The 18,519-nt window shown below is 71.1% G+C and carries 16 protein-coding genes; 11 read left to right on the top strand and 5 right to left on the bottom strand.

All coding sequences use genetic code 11. The features are described 5' to 3' along the window. Nucleotide 1 precedes the first annotated feature (1 nt). The 8 genes from bcsZ (at nt 2) to DIE22_RS14465 (ending at nt 12,683) form a co-directional block, all read left to right on the top strand. The gene (bcsZ, locus tag DIE22_RS14500) at nt 2-1,222 is read left to right on the top strand and encodes a cellulose synthase complex periplasmic endoglucanase BcsZ (protein WP_124500954.1); all 1,221 of its coding nucleotides are present in this window, start codon (nt 2-4) and stop codon (nt 1,220-1,222) included. After that, nucleotides 1,207-5,139, top strand: coding sequence for a cellulose synthase subunit BcsC-related outer membrane protein (locus DIE22_RS14495; protein WP_124500953.1), 3,933 nt, complete (start codon nt 1,207-1,209; stop codon nt 5,137-5,139). Before bcsZ ends, DIE22_RS14495 begins: the two co-directional genes overlap by 16 nt. A gap of 294 nt (nt 5,140-5,433) precedes the next feature. Further along, the gene (gene bcsE / locus DIE22_RS14490) at nt 5,434-7,395 is read left to right on the top strand and encodes a cellulose biosynthesis protein BcsE (RefSeq protein ID WP_124605369.1); all 1,962 of its coding nucleotides are present in this window, start codon (nt 5,434-5,436) and stop codon (nt 7,393-7,395) included. Next, complete coding sequence (locus DIE22_RS14485) at nt 7,392-7,601, top strand: hypothetical protein (RefSeq protein WP_124500951.1); 210 nt, start codon at nt 7,392-7,394, stop codon at nt 7,599-7,601. Before bcsE ends, DIE22_RS14485 begins: the two co-directional genes overlap by 4 nt. Beyond that, nucleotides 7,598-8,386 carry a cellulose biosynthesis protein BcsQ gene (bcsQ, locus tag DIE22_RS14480; protein WP_124605368.1) on the top strand — a complete coding sequence of 263 codons (789 nt, stop codon included), beginning with the start codon at nt 7,598-7,600 and terminating at the stop codon, nt 8,384-8,386. Before DIE22_RS14485 ends, bcsQ begins: the two co-directional genes overlap by 4 nt. After that, a complete protein-coding gene (gene bcsA, locus DIE22_RS14475) occupies nt 8,383-10,920 on the top strand; it encodes a UDP-forming cellulose synthase catalytic subunit (RefSeq protein ID WP_124605367.1) in 2,538 nt (845 codons plus the stop codon). Before bcsQ ends, bcsA begins: the two co-directional genes overlap by 4 nt. Before the next feature lie 27 nt (nt 10,921-10,947). After that, entirely contained in the window at nt 10,948-12,504 is a 1,557-nt protein-coding gene (gene bcsG, locus DIE22_RS14470; protein WP_124500948.1) for a cellulose biosynthesis protein BcsG, read from the top strand. Continuing rightward, entirely contained in the window at nt 12,486-12,683 is a 198-nt protein-coding gene (locus DIE22_RS14465) for a hypothetical protein (protein WP_006761544.1), read from the top strand. The genes bcsG and DIE22_RS14465 overlap by 19 nt, the downstream gene beginning before the upstream one ends. A gap of 60 nt (nt 12,684-12,743) precedes the next feature. Here DIE22_RS14465 and DIE22_RS14460 read toward each other — a convergent pair whose 3' ends face one another. Genes DIE22_RS14460 through DIE22_RS14445 form a run of 4 tightly spaced genes read right to left on the bottom strand, consistent with a single transcriptional unit; the run spans nt 12,744 to nt 15,985 of the window. Continuing rightward, complete coding sequence (locus tag DIE22_RS14460) at nt 12,744-13,628, bottom strand: pirin family protein (RefSeq protein WP_124605366.1); 885 nt, start codon at nt 13,626-13,628, stop codon at nt 12,744-12,746. 35 nt (nt 13,629-13,663) lie between these two features. Continuing rightward, nucleotides 13,664-14,056, bottom strand: coding sequence for an OsmC family protein (locus DIE22_RS14455; protein ID WP_124502170.1), 393 nt, complete (start codon nt 14,054-14,056; stop codon nt 13,664-13,666). Nucleotides 14,057-14,109: 53 nt separating this feature from the next. Beyond that, the gene (locus DIE22_RS14450; RefSeq protein WP_124605365.1) at nt 14,110-15,690 is read right to left on the bottom strand and encodes a sodium:proton antiporter; all 1,581 of its coding nucleotides are present in this window, start codon (nt 15,688-15,690) and stop codon (nt 14,110-14,112) included. 34 nt (nt 15,691-15,724) lie between these two features. After that, nucleotides 15,725-15,985 (bottom strand): XapX domain-containing protein, encoded by a 261-nt coding sequence (locus DIE22_RS14445; protein ID WP_124502168.1) that lies wholly within the window; start codon nt 15,983-15,985, stop codon nt 15,725-15,727. A gap of 276 nt (nt 15,986-16,261) precedes the next feature. Between DIE22_RS14445 and DIE22_RS14440 the strand changes: the two genes are divergently transcribed. After that, nucleotides 16,262-16,948, top strand: coding sequence for a hydrolase (locus tag DIE22_RS14440; protein WP_124502167.1), 687 nt, complete (start codon nt 16,262-16,264; stop codon nt 16,946-16,948). Nucleotides 16,949-17,009: 61 nt separating this feature from the next. Here the strand turns inward: DIE22_RS14440 and DIE22_RS14435 are convergent, their stop codons facing one another. Further along, complete coding sequence (locus tag DIE22_RS14435) at nt 17,010-17,933, bottom strand: LysR family transcriptional regulator (protein WP_124502166.1); 924 nt, start codon at nt 17,931-17,933, stop codon at nt 17,010-17,012. A gap of 103 nt (nt 17,934-18,036) precedes the next feature. Between DIE22_RS14435 and DIE22_RS14430 the strand changes: the two genes are divergently transcribed. Together DIE22_RS14430 and DIE22_RS14425 are read left to right on the top strand one after the other, a co-directional pair. Then, nucleotides 18,037-18,204, top strand: coding sequence for a DUF1427 family protein (locus tag DIE22_RS14430; protein WP_006756038.1), 168 nt, complete (start codon nt 18,037-18,039; stop codon nt 18,202-18,204). A gap of 19 nt (nt 18,205-18,223) precedes the next feature. Next, nucleotides 18,224-18,519: amidohydrolase family protein (locus DIE22_RS14425; RefSeq protein ID WP_148092773.1), on the top strand; the 296-nt coding region annotated here is incomplete at its 3' end.

The following is an 18,519-nucleotide window of genomic DNA, read 5'->3' as shown; positions in this document are numbered from 1 at the left end:
GATGGCGTGGGCATTCGCAAGGCGACGGGCAACGCGGCCGGCGCGTCGCGCCGGCACGACGCTCGTGCTGGCCGTCGCGGCAGCGTGCGCGGCGGCCGGGACCGCCGGGCGCGCGCAGGCCGCGCAAAGCGGCGCGACCGACCTGCAGTGCGGCGCGGCGTGGCCGCGCTGGGACGCGTTCAAGCGCGATTTCGTGTCGGCCGACGGCCGGGTGATCGACGTCGGCTCGGCCGATTCGCGCACGGTATCGGAGGGGCAGGCGTATGGACTGTTCTTCGCGCTCGTCGCGAACGACCGGCGTACGTTCGACACGATCCTCGCATGGACCGAGAACAACCTCGCGCAGGGCGACCTGAGCGCTCGTCTGCCGGCGTGGCTGTGGGGCCGCGCGCCGGACGGCGCATGGCGCGTGCTCGACGCGAACGCGGCGTCGGATGCCGACCTGTGGATCGCCTACACGCTCGTCGAAGCCGGACGGCTGTGGCGCGAGCGCAGCTATACCGCGCGCGGCGCGCTGCTCGCGAAGCGCGTGCTCGACGACGAGACGGCCAGCGTGCCGGGCCTCGGCCTCACGCTGCTGCCCGGGCCGACCGGGTTCAAGCTGGCCGATGGTCAATGGCGCGTGAACCCCAGCTATTCGCCGCCGCAGGTGATCCGCGGGCTCGCCACGCGCCTGCCCGACGAGCGCCGCTGGGCCGCGCTCGCGGCCGGCACCGGCCGCGTGCTGCTCGACACCGCGCCGAAGGGCTTTGCGCCGGACTGGGCGTTGTATCGCGCGGGCGCCGGCTTCGGGCCCGATCCGCAGACCCGTGCGGAAAGCGCGTACAACGCGATCCGCGTGTACTTGTGGGCCGGCATGCTCGATCGCGCCGATCCGCTTGCCGCGCCGCTGCTTGCACGGTTTGCGCCATTTGCCGACTACATCGCCGCGCATGGCGCACCGCCGGAGAAGGTCGACACGACGACCGGCGTCGCGGGGCCGAACGACGGCAACGGCGGCTTCTCCGCGGCGGCCGTGCCGTTCCTCGACGCGCGCGGCCAGCATGCGCTCGCCGATGCGCAGGCGGCCCGCGTCGATACGCTCGCGCGCCAGTCGGCGCCCGGCTACTACACGAGCGTGCTGACGCTGTTCGGCCTCGGCTGGCGCGACGGCCGCTACCGGTTCGGCGCGGACGGGGCGCTCGATGCGCGCTGGGAGGGCCGTCCATGCGCGGTCCGATGAAGCTCACCGTACCGCGCGTCGCGGGGTTCGCGTGGCTCGCGTCGTCGGTCTGTGCGGCGGCGCCGGCCGCGGCCGCCGTCGCCGCCGCCACGCCGCCGAAAACCGTCGCGCCGAAGTCCGCATCGGCGCCGGCCACGGCCGATCCGTCCGACGCGCAGCGCCAGCTCGCGACCGCCCGCATGTGGGGCGCCAAGCATCGCGACGACCTCGCGCGCGACGCGCTGCGCAAGGGGCTGCTGATCGCGCCGGACGATCCCGAGCTGCTGGCGGAACAGATGCGCGTGCTGCTGCGGCTCGGCGACGCGCAAGGCGCGCAGGCCGCGCTGGCACGCCTGCAGGCCCGTGCGCCCGCGGCACCGGACACGCGTCGCGCGGCCGACGAATACCGCGTCGCGACGAGCGGGCGCGGCGAGATGGCGCAGATCCGCCTGCTCGCGCGCAGCGGCCGCGCCGACGAAGCGGCGCGGCGCATCGTCGCGCTGTTTCCGAACGGCGCGCCGTCCGGCGCGCTCGGCGCCGAGTACTACCAGATCGTCTCGAACGCGCCGCGCGGCCGCGAACCGGCGATCGCCGCGTTGCGCCGCGCGGTCGCGGCCGACCCGCAGGACGCGAGCGCGGCGCTGGCGCTCGCGCGGCTCCTGAACCAGCGCGACGACACGCGCGCGGAAGCGAACCGGATCGCCTGGTCGCTCGCGAAGCGGGCCGACACCGACCATACGGAAGCGATGGCCGTGTGGCGGCGCGTGCTGCAGTCCGCCGGTAACGATCCCGCGTATCTCGATGCGTTGCAGGCGTATCTGGCGCGTGTGCCGGACGACACCGAATTTCGCGATCGCGCCGCCGCACTCGACCGGCAGCGCGACGCGCAGCGCCGGCTCGAACGCGATCCCGACTACATCGCGCAGCAGCGCGGCCTGCAGGCGCTCGCGCGCGGCGACCTGGCCGGCGCCGATCCGCTGCTCGCGCGCGCCGTGCAGGCGCGCTCCGACGATGCCGATGCGGTCGGCGGGCTCGGCCTGCTGCGCTTGCGCGAAGGCCGGCACGACGAAGCGCGTGCGCTGTTCACGCGTGCCGCGGCACTGTCGGCCGACCAGCGCGGCAAGTGGCAGGGCCTCGCGCGCACCGCGCAGTTCTGGGGGCGGCTCGCGCAAGGCCGCGCGGCGGCGTCGGCCGGACGCCCGCAGGATGCCGAGCGCGCGGCGCGCGCCGCGCTCGCGATGCAGCCCGGCAGCCTGGACGCGAAGCTGCAGCTCGCCGATGCGCTGCTCGCGCAGCGCGACTGGGCACGCGCGGAGCCGGTGCTGCGCGAACTGCTGGCCGCCCGTTCGCCGAACGTGTCGGCCGTGCGTGACACCGCGACGCTGTATGAGAACACCGGCCGCGCGGACCGCATCGGCCCGCTGCTCGACGCGCTGCAAGGCCGCGTGACGGGCCGCGATGACCGCCGGGCGCTCGACGGCCTGCGTGCCGACCTGCTCGCGAACCAGGCACGCGCACTCGCGGACAAGGGCGAACGCGGACCGGCCGCGCAACGCTACGAAGCGGCGGTGCGCGCGGCACCCGATGCGCCGTGGACGCGTTTCGCGCTCGCGCGGCTGTATCGCGACATGGGGCTGCCGCAGCTCGGCCGCACGGTGATGGACGACGGGCTCGCGCAGAGCGATACGCCCGAGATGCGCTATGCGAGCGCGCTGTATCGCAACTCGCTCGACGACGTCGCCGGCGCGCAGGCCGCGCTCGCGGGCGTCGACGACGCGCACCGCTCGGACGGCATGCGCGCGCTCGCGCGCAAGCTCGACGCCGAAGGCGCGCTGGCCGATGCGCGCACCGCGCTCGGCCGCGGCGATCGCACGGCGTTCGCCGCGTCGCTCGCGCATGCGCAGGCGAGCGCGCCGGACGATCCCGACATGCTGGCCGCGATCGGCGCGCAGTGGATCGACGCGGGCCAACCCGAGCGCGGCCTCGCGCCGTTGCGCGACTGGATCGCCGCGCATCCGCACGATGCCGATACCGATGTGCGGCTGCGCTACGGCGACCTGCTCGGCAGCGCGGGACGCGACGACGCGCTCGCCGCGTGGCTCGACACGCTGCGTCGCGAGCCGGCGCTGACGGCGGCACAGACCGCGCGCATCGAGGATCAGTCGCTGCGGCTCGTGCTGCGGCAGACGGACGACGCGATCGCGCAGCAGGACTATGCGCGCGCGCGCACGCTGCTCGATCGCGCGAGCCCGGCCGGACGCGCGGACAAGCGCCATGCGCTCGAGCTGGCCGACCTCGAACGCGCGCAGGGGCACTACGACGCGGCACGCGACGCGCTCGCGCCGGTCGTCGCGCGCACGCCGGAAGACGCCGATACGCAGCTCGCGCTTGCGCGGATCGACCAGGACAGCGGTCATCGCGCGGCGGCACTCGCGCGCGTGCAGGCCGTGCTCGCGCGCACGCCGGACGACGACGTCGATACGCGGCTGTCCGCCGTGCGCCGCCTGAACGCGCTGCGCCGCCCGGACGAAGCCGCGCTGCTGACCGACCGGCTGCAGGCCGCGTATCCGGCGCGCGCCGACGTGACGGTCGCGGCCGGCCGCGTGGCCGAGGCGCAGGGCCGCTACGACGATGCCGCGTCGCTGTACCGGCTGTCGCTGTCGCAGGAACGCACGAGCGGCGTCAGCCCGGGCCGCGACGGCCGCACGCCCGCGCAGGCCGCGTTCGCGGATCTCGAGCAGCGGCGCGATCCGGAAATCGAGATCGGCTGGCTGCCCGCGTACAAGTCGGGCGACGAAGGGATTTCCGCGTACCGCGCGCAGCAGGTGCCGATCTACATGCAGATGCCGGTGCGCTACGACGGGCATGCGTTCCTGCAGCTCGACACCGTGCATCTCGACGCGGGCACGCTCGATACGAGCGACCCGAACGCGTATTCGCTGAAGACCTTCGGGACCTACGGGGCGCTCAACGCGCTGGCCGCATTGCCCGTGCAGTCGCCGTTGAATCAGCAGGCCGCCGCGTTGATCGCGCATCCGCAGGGCGACCTGCACCAGCCGATGACGGGCGTCGCGCTCGGCGCCGGCTACCGCACGGACGCGTGGCGTGTCGATCTCGGCACGTCGCCGCTCGGCTTCCCGGTGCATTACCTGGTCGGCGGCGTGCGCTACCGCTTCGACGCGGGCCCGGCGAGCTTCACCGTGAACGCGTCGCGCCGGCCGGAAACGAGCAGCGTGCTGTCGTATGCGGGGATGCGCGACCCGTGGACCGGTGCAGTATGGGGCGGCGTGCGCCGCGACGGCGTGAACCTGCGTGCGGCGGTCGACGTCGGGCGCGTGAACCTGTTCGCCGAACTCGGCGCGGGCGTGCTGTCCGGCCGCAACGTCGAGCGCAACGCGGAAGTCACGCTGCGCTCGGGCTTCACGGTGCCCGTGTACGAACGCGCGACGATGAGGGTGAGCACGGGGCTCGTCGGCAATGCGTGGCACTACGCGCAGAACCTGCGCTACTACACGTACGGGCAGGGCGGCTACTACAGCCCGCAGCGCTACCTGTCGCTCGGCGTGCCGATCGAATGGGCGGGGCGGCGCGACGCGCTGTCGTGGGACCTGACCGTCACGGCCGGGATTTCGAACAGCCATGAAAAGGATTCGCTGTTCTACCCGACCTTCGCGGACCAGCGCGCGGCGCAGGAGGCGGCCGGGCTGGTCTACGCGGGCAGTTCGACGCGCGGCGTGTCGTTCTCGTACGGCGTGAACGGCATCGCCGAGTATCGCGTGAATCCGCACCTGAGCGTCGGCGCGCAGCTGCACGTCGACCGGTCGCACGACTATGCGCCGAGTTCGGCGCTCGTGTACCTGCGCTATGCGTTCGACGCACGCGCGGAGCGCAGCTGGCTCGTCACGCCGACGCCGGTGCGGCTTTATTCGGATTACTAGGGTCTGCTTGCATATGGAACGCACATGCGAATGCCCGAAAGCGCTCGTAGGGCAAGAAGTGAGGAGCGCCGTTTGGCCGTGCCAAACAAGCGACGAGCGACGCCGCCATACGGGCGCTTTCGGGCATTCCCCTGGAATGGGTTTTTTAATTTGGGGTTGCCACGAGAACGGCCGCTCGCCGCGTTGCGCTCCTTGCGAATACGTCAGTATTCGCGGCGTCGCGCGCCTCGCGAGCGGCCGTTCTCGTGGCAACGCATGTGCGTTCCATATGCAAGCAGACCCTAGGGGAAGCGCGTGAATACGGAAATCGATGCAACCCGTCCCGCGCTCGGCGCCGCCGGCCTGCTGGGCCGCCTGCGCGCGCTGCTGCGCATGGGTCCGGCGGGCGGCCGCGCCGGCCCGCTGAGCCGGCTCGCGATCGACGGGTTGCCCGATGCGTGGACGCAACTGGAAGCGGGCGGCCTGTACACCGTCTACGCGGCCGCCGGCACGCCGGCGTGCGACGCGCTGGTGTGGGAAAGCGCGCGGCAGTCGCGCACGCGCGACGTGACGGTCGTGCTGTCACGCGACGCGGCGCGGGTGGCCGCGCAGATGCAGGCGCGCGGTTTCGCGGGCGGCGCGCAGCCGGCCGGCTGGCCGCGCAACCTCAACGTGCTGGCGATGCCGCCCGCGCCCGCGGCCGCCGACGGCGATGCCGCGATCGAACCGGGCGTGCCGCGCCGTGCGGCGCCGGGTCCGTTCGCACGGCTCACGGGCGGCTTGCGTGCGATGAAGCGCTACGGCTTTCGCGCGCGCTCGCTGTATTTCATCGAAGGCGCGCAACGCTGGTTCAGCTGGGACGATCCGGCCGCGCTCGCGGAAGAGGCGCACGCGCTCGCCGACTGGTGCCGCACGCACCGGATCGCGCTGGTGCTGCTGGTCGATCCCGAGATCGTGCGCACCGGCGCCGATCCGGACACCGACGATCCGCCGCTCGTGCGCGACGCGAATCGCGCGCCGCGCAGCGGCTTTCACGGCGTGTGCTCGGGCGTCGCGCAGCTGCAGCGCACGCACGGCGAGCTGCTGTGGGTCGTCGATTTCTGGCGCGCGGGCGACACGCTCGCGGCCGGTGAAGTGAGGCCGCTGCGCTTCGCGCCGGACGGCCGGCTCGCGGCGATCGTCGACGGCGGCGCCGTCGAACCGTCGCGCCGGATGAAGCTCGCGATCGACGAGGATCGCGTCATCGTCAGCCGCGCGGTGCTCGACGACGCGGGCCGCGTGCCCGCCGGCTGGGACCTCGTCGACGACAACGCGGCGGTCGTCGCCGCCTGTGCGCACGCGCAGGCCGCGACCGCGGTGCTCGCATTCCGCTCGCATGCGCAGCTCGAGGCGCTGTGCGCGGCCGTTCACGCGCTGCGCCGGCAGTGCGGCGGTGCACTGAAGATCGCCGTCGTCGAACGCGGCGAGGTGCTGCGCCAGCAGTTCGAGATGCTGCTGCTGAGCGTCGGCGCGAACCGCGTCGTCGCGCGCGACCTGCCGCTGTCGCGGATGCAGGCCGCCGTGCACGCGCTGCGCGGGCAGCTCTATGCGCGGCCCGTCGCGCCCGACTATCGCGCGGCGCTCGCGGCCGCGCTCGGCGATTCGGTGCTCGGCTACCTGCCGGTCGGCGCGTTCTGCCTGCGGATTCGCGCGGTGCTCGATCGCGGCGCCGTGCTCGCGCTGCCGCATACGCTCGCGAAGATCGCGCTGCTGCCCGGCGTGTCGCACGTCGATGCGCTGCGGCACTGCCGGCCGCGCCGCGCGGGCGACGTCGTGACGGCGGATGCCGGGCACCTGTACGTGTTCCTGTTCGCGTGCGAGCCGGCCGACGCCGAGGACGCGCTTGCGCGGATCTTCGACGCGCCGGTCGATACGCTGTCCGATCGTGTCGTGTGTCTCGGGGCAGGCAGCATCGACACCGAGCTCGACGCGCTGAAGACCGAGAACCGGCGCGCGCCGATCGCCGACTACAGCGACCTGTTCGCGACCGCGCAGCCGGCGGGTGCCGCGCGCGCCACGGCGGCGCGCGCCGATCTCGGCACGGCGTCGACCGAAGCGAGTGAAGCGAGTGAAGTGAGCGATGCGATAGACGCGATCGATACGATCGTCGCGCTCGAGGCGATCCGTGCGACGCCCGCGTCCGTCGACGCATCGGCGCCGGAACCCGACAATCCCGCCGCGCGCACGCGCGGCGCCATTCGCAGCGCGATGCCGCTGCGCAAGCCGGAGGACGCATGATCGCCGAACTCGTCATCGGATTCATCGTCGGCATCGCGATCGCGGTGCCGGTGTGGATCGTCGCGCAGCACCTGGGCATCGGCCGCGGTTTTCATGCGCCGCGCGGGCTGCACCGGCGTGACGCGGTGCCGTGCGAACTCGTGCCGGTCGCGCTGCGCGGGCGCCTGCTGCCCGATGCCGACGGCACCGACGAGACCCCGCAATGAAGACGATCGCCATCACGTCGACGACCGGCGGCGCGGGCCGCACGACGCTCGCCGCCGCGCTCGCGGTGCTGCTCGCGCGCCGCGGCCGGCCGGTCGTCGCGGTCGAATTCGATGCACAGAACCTGATGGGTGCGGCGCTCGGGCTCGACACGCTGGCCGAACACGGGCTCGCGCACGGCCTGCTCGGTGACCCTGGTGACGCCGCGCCGTGGCACGCGCATACGTGGCGCAATGCCGACGGCGTGCTGTTCGTGCCGTACGGGCAAGTCGATGCGGCGGGCGCCGCCGCCTGCGATGCGCGGCTCGTGGCCGATTCGGCCTGGCTGTCGCGCGCGCTCGACGAGATCGCGCTGCCGGACGACGGCGTGGTACTGGTCGACACGGCCCGCTATCCGTCGCCGCAGGCCGAGCAGGCGATTCGCCGCGCCGACCTGACGCTCGTCGTCGTGCCGCCCGAACCGGCCGCCTGCGCGAGCGTCGCCGCGCGCCTCGACGCGCTGCGTGCCGGCGGCGGCGACCTGCAGATCGTCGTGAACCGGCTGAACCCCGCGCGCGACATGCAGCGCGATGCGCTCGCGATGCTGCGCGCGGTCGCGGGGCCGGCGTCGATGCTCGAGCAGCGGATTCACGTCGACGCGGCCGTGCCCGAAACGCTTGCGCGCGGCAGCTGGATCTTCGACGACGCGCCGTATTCGCAGGCGTCGCACGACCTGAACGGCGTCGCGAACTGGGTCGACACGTGGCTCGCGGCGGCCGCGGCCGGCCGTGCGGGAGCCCGGCGATGAAAGCCGCGCTCGCGTCACGCTGGCGCGCCGCGGCCCGGCGCGCGACCGACTGGTGCGCGCGGGGGATCGGGCTGCCGGCACAGCGCACGCTGCTCGACTGGCTCGTGCGGCTGTTCTTCCATGCGCCGCCGCCCGGCCGGCCCGATCGCGTGCGCCGCTGGGCGCGCAGCGCCTTCCGGTGGCTCGCGCGCGAGTGGGGCGTGCTTCAGCCGCTGAGCCTGCGCGAATGGCTGTGGCGCTCGATCGTGCGCGCGCCGCGCGCGGCGGACGGGCAGCCCGCGCGCGATCCGCTCGCGTGGTTCGATACGCTCGTCGTGCCGGTCTACGTCGCGGCGCGCGCGCTCGGCGCGCGCGTCGACGCGTTGCTCGAGCGTCTGCCGTGGGCGCGCTGGGGCCACTGGCTCGACGCGCACGCGCACGGCGTCGGCCGGCGCCGCTGGCTCGCGCCGCTGCTGCTGATTTCCGGTGCGCTGATGTGGGCCGCGGCCGGGATGTCGCCGCTGATGCCCGGCGCGCAGTTCGCATTCTTCGCGATCGTCGCGGTGCTGGCGCTCGCGCTGCGCCGCCTGCCGGGGCATCTGCCGACCCTCGCGCTCGCGTCGCTCGCGCTGCTCGCCGCGGTGCGCTACGTGTGGTGGCGCACGACCCAGACGCTCGATTTCCGCAGCCCTGTCGAAGCGGTCGCTGGCTACCTGCTGTACGGTGCCGAGGCCTATACGTGGATGATCCTGCTGCTCGGCTTCGTGCAGACCGCGTGGCCGCTCGACCGGCCGATCGTGCCGCTGCCCGACGATCCCGAAAGCTGGCCGAGCGTCGACGTCTATATCCCGACCTACAACGAGCCGCTGTCGGTCGTGAAGCCGACCGTGTTCGCCGCGCAGAGCATCGACTGGCCGACCGGGAAGCTGCGCGTGTACCTGCTCGACGACGGCCGACGCCCCGAGTTCGCCGCGTTCGCGCGGGAGGCCGGCATCGGCTACCTGACGCGCGACGACAACCGCCACGCGAAGGCCGGCAACATCAACCGCGCGCTGCCGAAGACGCACGGCGAATACATCGCGATCTTCGACTGCGATCACGTGCCGACGCGCTCGTTCCTGCAGACCACGATGGGCGTGTTCCTGCGCGACCCGAAATGCGCGCTGGTGCAGACACCGCACCATTTCTTCTCGCCCGATCCGTTCGAGCGCAACCTCGGCACGTTCCGCGAGATCCCGAACGAGGGCAACCTGTTCTACGGGCTCGTGCAGTCGGGCAACGACCTGTGGAACGCGACGTTCTTCTGCGGGTCGTGCGCGGTGCTCAAGCGCAGCGCGCTGGAGGAGGTGGGCGGCGTCGCGGTCGAGACCGTGACCGAGGACGCGCACACCGCGCTCAAGCTGCATCGCCGCGGCTACACGTCGGCGTACCTGCCGACCGTGCAGGCGGCGGGCCTCGCGACCGAGAGCCTCGCGGGCCACGTGAAGCAGCGCACGCGCTGGGCACGCGGGATGGCGCAGATCTTCCGCATCGACAACCCGTTTCTCGGGCGCGGGCTCGGCTTCATCCAGCGGATCTGCTACGGCAACGCGATGCTGCATTTCTTCTACGGGATCCCGCGGCTCGTGTTCCTGACGATTCCGCTCGCGTACCTGTTCTTCCACCTGTACTTCATCAACGCGTCGTCGATCGCGCTCGCGAGCTACGTGATCCCGTACCTGGTGCTCGCGAACGTCGCCAACTCGCGGATGCAGGGGCGCTATCGCCATTCGTTCTGGGCCGAGGTCTACGAATCGGTGCTCGCGTGGTACATCGCGCTGCCGACCACCGTCGCGTTCTTCAGCCCGAAGCACGGCAAGTTCAACGTGACCGACAAGGGCGGCAAGATCGACGAAGGCTACGTCGACTGGTCGACGTCGAAGCCGTACCTGGTGCTGTTCGCGCTGAACGTGCTCGCGATCGCGGCCGGGCTGTGGCGGCTCGTGGCCGACCAGGGCGACGAGGCGTCGACGATCCTGATCACGCTCGGCTGGACCGTCTACAACCTCGCGATGCTCGGCGCGGCGCTGGCCGTCGCGCGCGAGACCAAGCAGGTGCGCGTCACGCACCGGATCGCGATGCGCGTGCCGGCGACGCTCCTGCTCGCCGACGGCTCGACGGCCGCGTGCTTCACGAGCGACTACTCGACCGGCGGCCTCGGCCTCGAGGCGGTGCCGGGGCTGCCGCTCGCGGTCGGTGACACGCTGACGGTGTGCGTGACGCGCGGCGATCGGCCGTTCCCGTTCCCGGTGCGCGTGAGCCGCGTGACGCCGACCCACGTCGGGGTGAGCTTCGAGGCGCTGACGCTCGAGCAGGAGCGCCAGCTCGTGCAGTGCACGTTCGGCCGTGCGGACGCGTGGCTCGACTGGCACGCGGGCACGCGTTCGGACACGCCGCTGCGCGGACTGAAGGAAGTGCTGCGGGTGGGCCTGGACGGTTACGTACGGATGTGGAAGGGTGTGGCGCGCGGCGTGCAGTCGATGCTGGCACCGAAGCTCGATCGGGCGCGCGACTGACGCGGCGCCCATCACGGAGTGGTTTAGATGACGTTCTGGAATCTGTATTTCATCCTGAAGTTCGCGCTGTTCGCAACCGGCCACCTGCAGCCGCTGTGGCTCGCGAACCTCGCGTTCGCGCTGGCGCTCGCGGCGAGCGCGCCGATCCGGCAGCGCGTCTGGCGCATCGTGCGGCAGCTCGTCGCGATCGCGATCGCGGTGCCGCTGCTCGCGCGCGAACTGCATGCACCGCCGCTCGCGCGCCTCGCCGAAGCCGCGCGCGAAGTCAGCACGTTCCGCGTCGACTACTGGATGGAGCTGCTGCCGCGCCTGTTGCCGCCGGTGCTGGTGCTGACGGTGGCAGGCGTGCTGATCGTCTATTTCATCGTCAACCGCTGGGTGCGCGTCGCGACCCTGGTGCTCGCCGTGTTGATCGTGATGCCGCTGTGGCAGGCCGGCAACGGGCTGATGGCGCGCGTCGCCGCGCCGGCCGCATCGCGGCCGGTCGAGGCAGCGGGCGTTCGCGCCGGCCAGCCCGAGGATCACAATGCGGCACTCGCGACGTTCCGCGCGCAGGAGTCGCAGCGGCAGGTCGCGTTCGGTCATCTCGCGAGCGATCCGTCCGCGCAGTTCGACGTGATCGTGCTGCATATCTGCTCGCTGTCGTGGGACGACCTCGATGCCGCGAACGTGCGCAATCACCCGATGCTGAGCCGCTTCGACTACCTGTTCAACCACTTCAGCACGGCCGCGAGCTACAGCGGCCCGGCCGCGATCCGCGTGCTGCGCGCGAGCTGCGGGCAGGAGGCGCACGCGGACCTGTACAAGAGCGCGCCGCAGCAGTGCTACCTGTTCTCGCAGCTTGCGTCCGCCGGCTATACGGTGCAGTCGCTGCTGAACCACGACGGCCACTTCGACAACTTCCTGCAGGTCATTCACGACAACCTCGGCGTGCCCGACGCGCCGATGATCTCGAACGCGGCCGCGCCGGTCGCGATGCACGCGTTCGACGGCTCGGCGATCAAGGATGACTACGGCACGCTCGCGAACTGGTACGCGCAGCGTGCGTCGGTGCCGGGCCCGGTCGCGCTGTACTACAACACGATCAGCCTGCACGACGGCAACCGCGTGGTGGGCAGCTCGCTGACCAGCATCGATTCGTATCCGCAGCGCGCGACCCGGCTGATGACCGACTTCGACCGGCTTGCCGACCTGATCGCGCAGTCGGGCCGGCGCGCGGTGATCGTGTTCGTGCCCGAGCACGGCGCCGCGCTGCGCGGCGACAAGAACCAGGTCGCGGGGCTGCGCGAGATTCCGACGCCGCGCATCATTCACGGGCCGGTCGGCGTGCGGCTCGTCGGCTTCGCCGGCAATCACGGCGCGACGACCGTGATCGACCAGCCGACGAGCTTCCTCGCGCTCGCGCAACTGCTGTCGAACCTCGTGTCGAGCAGCCCGTTCAAGCCTGGCGTGACGCTCGCGCAATACGCGGCCGACCTGCCGAGCACACGGATGGTCGGCGAGAACGAGGGCACGGTGACGATGCCGACGAACGCCGGCTACGCAGTCAAGACTCCGGATGGCGTATGGATCGACGAACAGTGATCAACATCGGCGAAGGCGACGACGATCGCCTGTCGCAACCGAATGACGTGCTCGGCCTCGCGCGGCACCTGCCCGCGCTGGACCCGGCCCGCTATGTCGACGAGCAGGCGCGGCGCGCGTTCGTCGAATCGCTCGACCGCTGGCCGGTACTGGCGAAGCTGATGGGATTGAAGCGGTAAACGCACGGCGGCCGGCGTGCATGCCGGCCGCCGTGCATCGATGGACCAGGCGCTACCGGCTTACTTCGCCTTGCGCTCCGGCTGGCGCGTCCACTCGTTTTCCTCGCCCGGCACCTTGCCGAAGGTCTGCGCGGCCCACGCGTTGCGCGCCGCCTCGATCTTCGCGCGCTCGCTCGACACGAAATTCCATTCGATGAACCGTTCGCCCGGCAGGTGCGCGCCGCCGAGCAGCATCACGCGCGCGCCATTCGCGCTCGCGAGCACGACGCTCGTGCCGGGTTCGAGCACGGCCATCGTCGCGGGCGCGAGCGGCGTGCCGTCGAGCGTGAGGTCGCCGTCGACGAGATACACGCCGCGCTCGTCGTGTTCCGCATCGAGCGCGAGTTGCCCGCCCGCCGCGAACTGCGCATACGCATAGAGCGTCGGCGAGAACACGGCGACCGGCGACGTGAGCCCGAACGCGGTGCCCGCGATCACGCGCACGCTCGCGCCGTCGCGCGTGAACGACGGCAGCGTGTCGGCCGCGTGATGCACGAACGCGGGTGCGGTGTCCTCGTGCTCGACCGGCAGCGCGACCCAGGTCTGGATTCCGTGCACGGGCTGTTCAAGCGGCCGGTCCTCGTCAGGCGAGCGCTCCGAGTGGACGATGCCGCGCCCGGCCGTCATCCAGTTCACGTCGCCGGGCACGATCTTCTGGCGGAAGCCGAGGCTGTCGTGATGCATCAGCGTGCCGTCGAACAGGTAAGTGACGGTCGCGAGGCCGATGTGCGGATGCGGCAGCACGTCGATGCCGCTGCCGGCCGGCAGCACGGCCGGCCCCATCTCGTCGAAGAAGATGAACGGGCCGACGAGGCGTGCGGCGCGCGCGGGCAGCACGCGGCGCACGATGAGGTTGCCGATGTCGCTTTCGCGCGGTGTGAGCAGGGTCTTGATCGATGCGGACATGACGGGGATCTATCTCGTGGTCGGGGTGCGATGCGTCAGGCGATGGCCGTGTCGATCGTGATCGGGTGCGTGAGGATCTTGTGCACCGGGCACGCATTCGCGATCTGCAGCAGGCGTTCGCGCTGCTCGTCCGACAGGTCGCCGTCGAGCGTGATGCGGCGCATGATCGTGCTGCCCGCGCTGCCCGATTCGTGCGCGAGCTTCACGTGCACTTCGGCGAGCGGCCAGCCCTTGCGTTGCGCATACATCTTCAGCGTGATCGCGGTGCATGCGCCGAGGCTCGACAGCAGCAGCGCGACGGGCGTCGGTGCGGCGTCGCCGCCGCCGAGCGGCGCCGGCTCGTCGGCGCGCCACTGATGGACGCCGTCGGTGAAATGGACCAGGTAATCGACCGAGCCGATGCTCGCTTCGACGGACAGTTCGCTCATTGCAATTCCAGGTGGGGAGAGGGGGGCGGGCCGGCGGCCGGCATGGCCGGGCCTTATGGTTCGAGCAGACGCTGCAGTCGCAGTTCCTCGAAATCCAGCTCGGATTCTATGCGGTGCAGCACGGCGTCGTCGACCCGGCCGTCGCGGTGCAGGTCGAGCAGTGCGTCGCGCGACACGCCGACCAGTTCGAGCTCGACACGCAGCATGCGCGCGCGCACCTTCGCGGGCTCGGCGCCGTGACGGTGCGCACTTTCGTTGTAGGAGACGCGGTTCCGGTATTCGGCCAGCAGGCGATCCAGCGACGCGCGTTCGAGGCCGGCGCCGCGCTGCCCGCGCGCATCGAGCTCGGCGAGCGCCGCGCCGAACGTATGCGCGCGCACCGCGTGCTCGGACATCGTTTCCCGCGCGGCCGGGCGCAGCTTCAGCACGCGGATCAGCGGCGCGAGCGTGCCGCCCTGCACGACGAGCGTCGCGATGATCAGCAGGAACGTGCTGAACAGGATCAGGTCGCGTCCGGGGAAATCGCTCGGCAGCGCGATCGCGGCGGCGAGGCTCACGACGCCGCGCATGCCGGACCAGCCGAGCACGACGGCCTCGCGCCACGACCACGGCGCATGACCCGCGCGCGATGCGCGCAGGCGGCCCGGCAGCCACATCGCGACGCACACCCACACGACGCGTGCGGCGATCGCGGCGGCCGTCGCAGGCAGCGCGACGCGCAGGCCGGCCATCAGCACCGCGCCTTCGTGGTTCACGCGCGCGAGGATCGCGTGCAGCGCGAGGCCGATCAGGATGAACACGAGTGCGTCGAGCACGAACACGATCGCTTCCCAGGTCGCTTTCGCCTTGATCCGCAGGTCGGCGTCGAATACGCGATGCTGGCGCACGCCGAGCACGAGGCCGCAGGTCACGACCGACAGCACGCCGGAGCCGTGCACGGCTTCCGCGATCCCGTAGCTGCCCCACGCCATCGCGAAGGTCACGACGATACCGAGCATCGGCTCGCGCAGGCGCGGCAGCACCCAGCACATCGCATGGCCGCACGCGAGGCCGACCGCGATGCCGATCAGCGTGAGCGAGAAGAACAGGCCGGTGGCGCTCGCGGTCGTGATCGTGACGGTGAGCGCGGCCGATACGGCCATCTGATACAGCAGCAGGCCCGACGCATCGTTGACGAGGCTTTCGCCTTCGAGCACCGCGACGAGCCGCGCGGGCAGCGGATGGCGCTGCAGGATCGCCTTCGCGGCGACCGCGTCGGGCGGCGACACGATCGCGCCGAGCGTGAAGCACGCGGCCCACGGCAACGCCGGATTGGCCGCATGCACCGCGAGCGCGACCGCAACCGTCGTGAACACCACCGCGCCGAGCGCGAGCGACGCGATCGATGCGAGATCCCGCCGGAATTCCTTCCACGCGGTATAGAAGCCGCTCGACATCAGCAGCGGCGGCAGCACGGCCGCGAGCAGCAGCGCCGGGTCCATGTCGGGCACGCGCTTGCCCGCGACGGCCACCGCGCAGCCGCCGAGCAGCAGCACGACGGCTGGCGGAATCGAGATCCGTTCGGCGAGCCACGTGAGCGCGCCCGCGCCGCAGATCAACAGCAGCAGGTAATGGAACAGCTCGACGTTGCTCATGCGCGGCGAATATGGCGAATGCGGGGCGTGCGCATCACGACGGCTTGCGATCGTTCGTGCTGCCGCCCGGCAGCGCGCCGAACATGTGCTGGCTGCACTTCGCGTCGCGCCATGCGGCGTTCAGCCGATGGCCCGCGAGCATGCGCCGCGCGACGGGCAGGATCTGTTCGCCGGCCAGCATGCCGAGCAGGCCGGTGAGCGCGATGAGCGGCGGCGCGGGCGAGTTCACGCCGATCGCGCCGTAGATGACGCCGGCGAGGATGCCGGCGAGCAGCGACAGGACATAGGATTTCATGACGGGCGTCTCGTGATCGGACGATTGGTGGCGACGAGTGCATCGTCGAGGTCCTGGAAGCGTATCGGGTTTACGTGACGAAAAAAAGGGCGGATTGCCCTTGTCGACCGCCTATTCTGGAATCCGAGTGATTCCAGTTTTTGGGTGTTCGTACAGCAGGATTGCAGTTTAAATAATTGGAGCCGGACGGCGCCGACCCGGCGCAACACCGACTCGAGTCCTCCCGCGTTCGCGGCGAGGCCGGTCCCTCTTTTCGTTCACAGGATGATTCACGCCATGAGCAACCCGAAACTTGAAGTACTCACTCCGCAGAACAGCCAGCTGATCTTCATCGACCAGCAGCCGCAGATGGCGTTCGGCGTGCAGTCGATCGATCGCCAGGCGCTGAAGAACAACGTCGTCGGTCTCGCGAAGGCCGCGAAGGCGTTCAACATCCCGACCACGATCACGACGGTCGAAAGCGAGGGCTTCTCGGGTCATACGTATCCCGAGCTGCTCGACGTGTTTCCGAACCAGAAGACGCTCGAACGCACGTCGATGAACTCGTGGGACGACCAGAAGGTGCGTGACGCGCTCGCCGCGAACGGCCGCAAGAAGGTGGTCGTGTCCGGCCTGTGGACGGAAGTCTGCAACACCACGTTCGCACTGTGCGCGATGCTCGAAGGCGACTACGAGATCTACATGGTGGCCGACGCATCGGGCGGTACGTCGCAGGCCGCGCACGACTTCGCGATGCAGCGGATGGTGCAGGCGGGCGTGGTGCCCGTCACGTGGCAGCAGGTCATGCTCGAGTGGCAGCGCGACTGGGCGCGCCGCGACACGTATGACGCGGTGATGGCGATCGCGAAGGAGCATTCGGGCGCGTACGGGATGGGCGTCGACTACGCGTACACGATGGTCCACAAGGCCGCCGAGCGTACGCTGACGCCGCACGAGTCGATCCCGGCCGTTCCGGCGAAGTAACGGGCAGTCGGCCGGATTGCCGCGGCCGGCGTGCGCGATGCACGCGCCGGCCGTCGCGCGCTCAGCTCACGGGCAGCGCCCACGGCGCGTGCGAGAAATGTTCGGCGAGGAAATCGAGCAGCACCGTCACGCGCGCGGCGCGCAGCATGCCGGGCGGCGTGACGAGGTTGACGTAGATGTCGGCGATCTTCCAGTCGTGCATCACTTCCTCGAGCTCGCCGCGCTGCAGTTCGTCCCACACCAGGAACTCGGGCTGCAGCGCGAGGCCGTGGCCGGCGACGAGCGCGGGGACGATGACGTCGGCGTTGTTGGTGCGGATGCGTCCTTGCACCGATACGCCGACTTCCTCGCCCGATGCCGAATTGCGAAAGCGCCAGTACTCGGGCGTCGGCAGGTTCGTGTAGGTGAGGCACACGTGCTGTTCGATGTCGCGCGGATGCGCGGGGCGGCCACGCCGGTCGAGATACGCGGGCGATGCGACGAGCGGACGGCGCACCGCGCACAGCCTGCGCGAGCGCAGCGACGAATCGCTTAGCTCGGCGATGCGGATCGCGACGTCGAAACCGCCGGACACGATGTCGACGATGTGGTCGGTCAGCACGAGGTCGATGTCGACGTGCGGATAGCGTTCGAGAAACGCGGGCAGCAGCGGCGACAGATGGCGCAGCCCGAACGACATCGGTGCGTTCACGCGCACGAGGCCGTGCGGTTCGAGCGCTTGCGCGGATGCCTCGCTCTCGATCAGTTCCGCATCGGCGAGCAGGCGGATCGCGCGGTCGCGCAGCAGTTCGCCGGTCGGCGTGAGCGACAGCTTGCGCGACGTGCGGTACAGCAGCATCGCGCCGAGGCGCTTTTCGAGGCGCGCGATGGCCTTCGACACGGTCGGCTGCGACACGCCGAGCAGTTCCGCGGCTTTCGCGAACGAACCGGTTTCCGCGACGCGCGCAAAGATGGCCCAGGCTTCGAGATCAGGAAGGTGTTGCATGGTCGGACAAGGGTGACAGGGACGCGAAGTGGGGGCGAAGGCGGCGACGCATGCGGCCGACGCGATGCGGGTCATTTTAATCCGGCCGGGAGAAAAAATCGTTATGGAATCTTATCTATCGTCGTTGGCAGCCGGCGTGTTGATCGGCGTCGTGTACAGCGTGATCAAGGTGCGCTCGCCGGCGCCGCCGCTGATCGCGCTGATCGGCCTCGCCGGCATGCTGGTCGGCGCGCAGGCCATCGGGCCCGTGCGTCACTGGCTCGGCTTCTGACCGCATCGAGGACATGTTGATGAACGCAACCGATACTCAACCGGATCTGATCCTGCACAACGGGCGCATCACGACGCTCGATCGTGCGAACCCCGTCGCCGCCGCGGTGGCGATCAAGGACGGCCGCTTCGTCGCGGTCGGCAGCGACGCGGACGTGAGGCCGCTCGCGGGCCGCGCGACGAAGGTCGTCGACCTCGGCGGCCGCACGGTGATGCCGGGCCTGACCGACAACCACACGCACGTGATTCGCGGCGGCCTGAACTACAACATGGAGCTGCGCTGGGACGGCGTGCGCTCGCTCGCGGTCGCGATGGA

The organism is Burkholderia sp. Bp9142, assembly GCF_003853415.1.
Lineage (GTDB): Bacteria > Pseudomonadota > Gammaproteobacteria > Burkholderiales > Burkholderiaceae > Burkholderia.
The sequence above is the reverse complement of the archived record's forward strand: the minus strand, read 5'-3'. Positions and strand labels throughout refer to the sequence as shown.

Coding starts and splice junctions, on each gene's coding strand:
- DIE22_RS14455 (WP_124502170.1), bottom strand. CDS start 14,056: ATGAGCGAACTGTCCGTCGAAGCGAGCATCGGCTCGGTCGATTACCTG.
- DIE22_RS14485 (WP_124500951.1), top strand. CDS start 7,392: ATGATCGCCGAACTCGTCATCGGATTCATCGTCGGCATCGCGATCGCG.
- bcsA (WP_124605367.1), top strand. CDS start 8,383: ATGAAAGCCGCGCTCGCGTCACGCTGGCGCGCCGCGGCCCGGCGCGCG.
- bcsG (WP_124500948.1), top strand. CDS start 10,948: ATGACGTTCTGGAATCTGTATTTCATCCTGAAGTTCGCGCTGTTCGCA.
- DIE22_RS14445 (WP_124502168.1), bottom strand. CDS start 15,985: ATGAAATCCTATGTCCTGTCGCTGCTCGCCGGCATCCTCGCCGGCGTC.
- DIE22_RS14495 (WP_124500953.1), top strand. CDS start 1,207: ATGCGCGGTCCGATGAAGCTCACCGTACCGCGCGTCGCGGGGTTCGCG.
- DIE22_RS14465 (WP_006761544.1), top strand. CDS start 12,486: ATGGATCGACGAACAGTGATCAACATCGGCGAAGGCGACGACGATCGC.
- DIE22_RS14460 (WP_124605366.1), bottom strand. CDS start 13,628: ATGTCCGCATCGATCAAGACCCTGCTCACACCGCGCGAAAGCGACATC.
- bcsQ (WP_124605368.1), top strand. CDS start 7,598: ATGAAGACGATCGCCATCACGTCGACGACCGGCGGCGCGGGCCGCACG.
- bcsZ (WP_124500954.1), top strand. CDS start 2: ATGGCGTGGGCATTCGCAAGGCGACGGGCAACGCGGCCGGCGCGTCGC.
- DIE22_RS14450 (WP_124605365.1), bottom strand. CDS start 15,690: ATGAGCAACGTCGAGCTGTTCCATTACCTGCTGCTGTTGATCTGCGGC.
- DIE22_RS14440 (WP_124502167.1), top strand. CDS start 16,262: ATGAGCAACCCGAAACTTGAAGTACTCACTCCGCAGAACAGCCAGCTG.
- DIE22_RS14430 (WP_006756038.1), top strand. CDS start 18,037: ATGGAATCTTATCTATCGTCGTTGGCAGCCGGCGTGTTGATCGGCGTC.
- DIE22_RS14435 (WP_124502166.1), bottom strand. CDS start 17,933: ATGCAACACCTTCCTGATCTCGAAGCCTGGGCCATCTTTGCGCGCGTC.